General features: G+C 43.5%; 2 protein-coding genes. Both read right to left on the reverse strand.

The window, feature by feature from the left end; translation table 11 throughout:
* A partial coding sequence (locus SAE01_RS24250) for a hypothetical protein (protein WP_218029243.1) occupies positions 1–1,038 on the reverse strand: 1,038 nt, incomplete at its 3' end.
* Positions 1,039–1,157: 119 nt separating this feature from the next.
* A partial coding sequence (locus SAE01_RS24665; protein ID WP_170234268.1) for a hypothetical protein occupies positions 1,158–2,515 on the reverse strand: 1,358 nt, incomplete at its 5' end.

The raw sequence follows: 2,515 nt of genomic DNA on the forward strand, positions 1-2,515 counted from the left end.
GATAAGGGTAAAGTTGTTTGCCGTCGCTGCCGCACTGAAGGTTTGAGTGCCTGTTTGCAATGTTCCTACACTGCTGAGTGTAGTTACATTGGTGTTGGGAGGTGTGAGGTTAGTAGGATTTCTGTCGCCACGAACAAAGAGAAAGTAACCTTTATTGTCTGCGCTGCCGGTAGCAGATGAAAGACTTTGAGTGGTATTACTTACATCAACCAGTTGCTGAGATCCGACATTATACGTTTTTAGGGAATAGGCATTACTATTATCCAAACCTGTACCTGTAGGGCCCGTGATAAATGTTCCTATACCGGCAGTATAAACCCCATTGTTCTGCCATGCCTGTCTTATTGTATTTGCATTGCTTAGTGGTGCAGTTATTAAACGCCATGCACGACGGGAAGGGATGTAACGTTCAACAGTTATGTTAGTAGCGTTGGTTAAAGTTCCTGTAACAGCGCCTATAGAAGCAGAACCGGCAGCACCTGACTTCAACAGGAGCTTATTGCCATTGAGGTTCACGTTCGATCCGGTGCCAATCGTAAGACGGGCAGCAGGATTGAGGGTTAAGCCGTTGGTATTTGTAAGGGTTACATTGGTTCCAGCCGATATGCTCCATGTACTGCTTGCCTCAGGTGCAGCAATATTGTTGTTAATAGTAAATAGCTGCAAGGCAGTACTAAAGTTTGAAGGTGTAAGACCTGCCCCCCCACTTATATCACTTGTCCAGCTGGCAGGCAAACTTAGGTCAGTGGCAGTAATTTTTGGATAATACATAGCAGCACCAACAGCCGTAACGGTAGCATCACCAGGTGCTACAGTTTTAGGGTCGTTTGTACTGAAAGTGGTAAAGTTGCTACCGGCAATGCTACCCTGGTTCGAAATTGAACTAACCCCCGTACTGATGGTAACGTCGTAGACAACGATAATGCTGTCACCTGGCGGTATGGTGCCAATAGCAGGAATGGTTTGAGAAAAAGCATTGGTGCTTATGGCAAGCAGAGCAATAATCCAACTTCTATTAAGCATAAATGTATATTTCATATGAGTTCTTTAGGTTGTTTTTAGATACCAGCTTTTTGTTTTTATACCTTAATAATCGTGTCTCATTACTTCGTATGCACATATTTGAGCAATCCACTTCCTTACTAGATCCCTTCATTTTAATTACTGGGCAAGGTGGGTTGCGGTACACTTGCTGTATTTACAAATCCGCCACCCGGTGCCTGTATTGTAATGAACCAATCGGTACCAGCCCCCAAAGGGTTATTATTCTTCGTAACATCTAGATAATTTTGTACTGCTGCCACATCACTAGAACCGCCTCCGTAGCCTAATAGCTGAACTGTCGTAGAGAACCGCTGCCTGACGTTAAAATCGTTTCCGGTGGCGCTCGATGCATTATTGTTATAAATATCCAATCTCATTATGCCTGCATCACCGCTTGCAGCGCCACCAACTGCCCTAATCCCGTCGAAGCTGTTCACATCTGTAACACTAACTGTGTTACTAAAAATAGTCGCGTTCATCGTATGAGCTGTATTAGCATCTTCGCTCATTTGAACATTAATTCCATTGCCGCCTACACCCTGTATATTATTGTTGTTAATCCTTACTGTTGTGGTTCCAGATCCAACAGAGAGAACACGAATACCATCGCCGCTCTTGCTACCGGCCGTGGTGGATGCATTGCTTCCAATTGTATTGTTACTAATTTGACCTTCTAAGAGTGCTCCAGCGGGTGCCCCACCGGCTTGGTTTATATTAATAGACTGTGAAACGCCGTTATTCGATCCCCGAAGAAAGGTTGGATTATTATTGATATTGAAGCGGACAGGGCCTGAACTATTTTGAGCAATGTTAATCGCACTTGCGCCAATATTTGTGAAACTAGTTTGAGCAATGGTAACCTCTACTGTACCTGTTCCTTCATTTTGAACTTGTATACTATTAGAAAACATATTGTCGATGGTACTGTTTCCAAGCACTCTTAGGTCAATGCTTGCAGAATTCCAGGCGCTCATATTAATGCCGTGGCTTCCATTTGGTGCGGCTGCAACTCCTGTGCTCACCATAGCTACTCCGCTCAATTCGTAATCTGCCGTACTTCCGTTTACATCGTTGTAAATGTGGATCTGTTCGTGTTCATTGTTGGTGAAAGAGCTGTTCGTAACTCTTACTATCCCTGTAACATTGGTGAAATCAATTCCATGTTCATTAAGTTCATTACCATTATTGGTAATGATTGAATTGGTAAGGCTAAAATTATTAACCGTGGTGGTAATAAGACCGTCGCTTAAAGCATCTTGTATGGTCATCTGATCCAATGAAATATTAGACCCGCTAGTGATTGAAATCCCTGCGCCACTTGTACCACTTATTGTTCCTCCCGAAGCATTTTTGATTGAACCACCATCACCCGTTATTGTGAGGCCACCCGTACCGGTATTATTTAAGACAATTCCATTTACACCTCCGGTACAATTAACCTGTTGAAATGTGACACCACTAGCCCCAATGG

The organism is Segetibacter aerophilus (genome assembly GCF_007991655.1).
GTDB lineage: Bacteria > Bacteroidota > Bacteroidia > Chitinophagales > Chitinophagaceae > Segetibacter > Segetibacter aerophilus.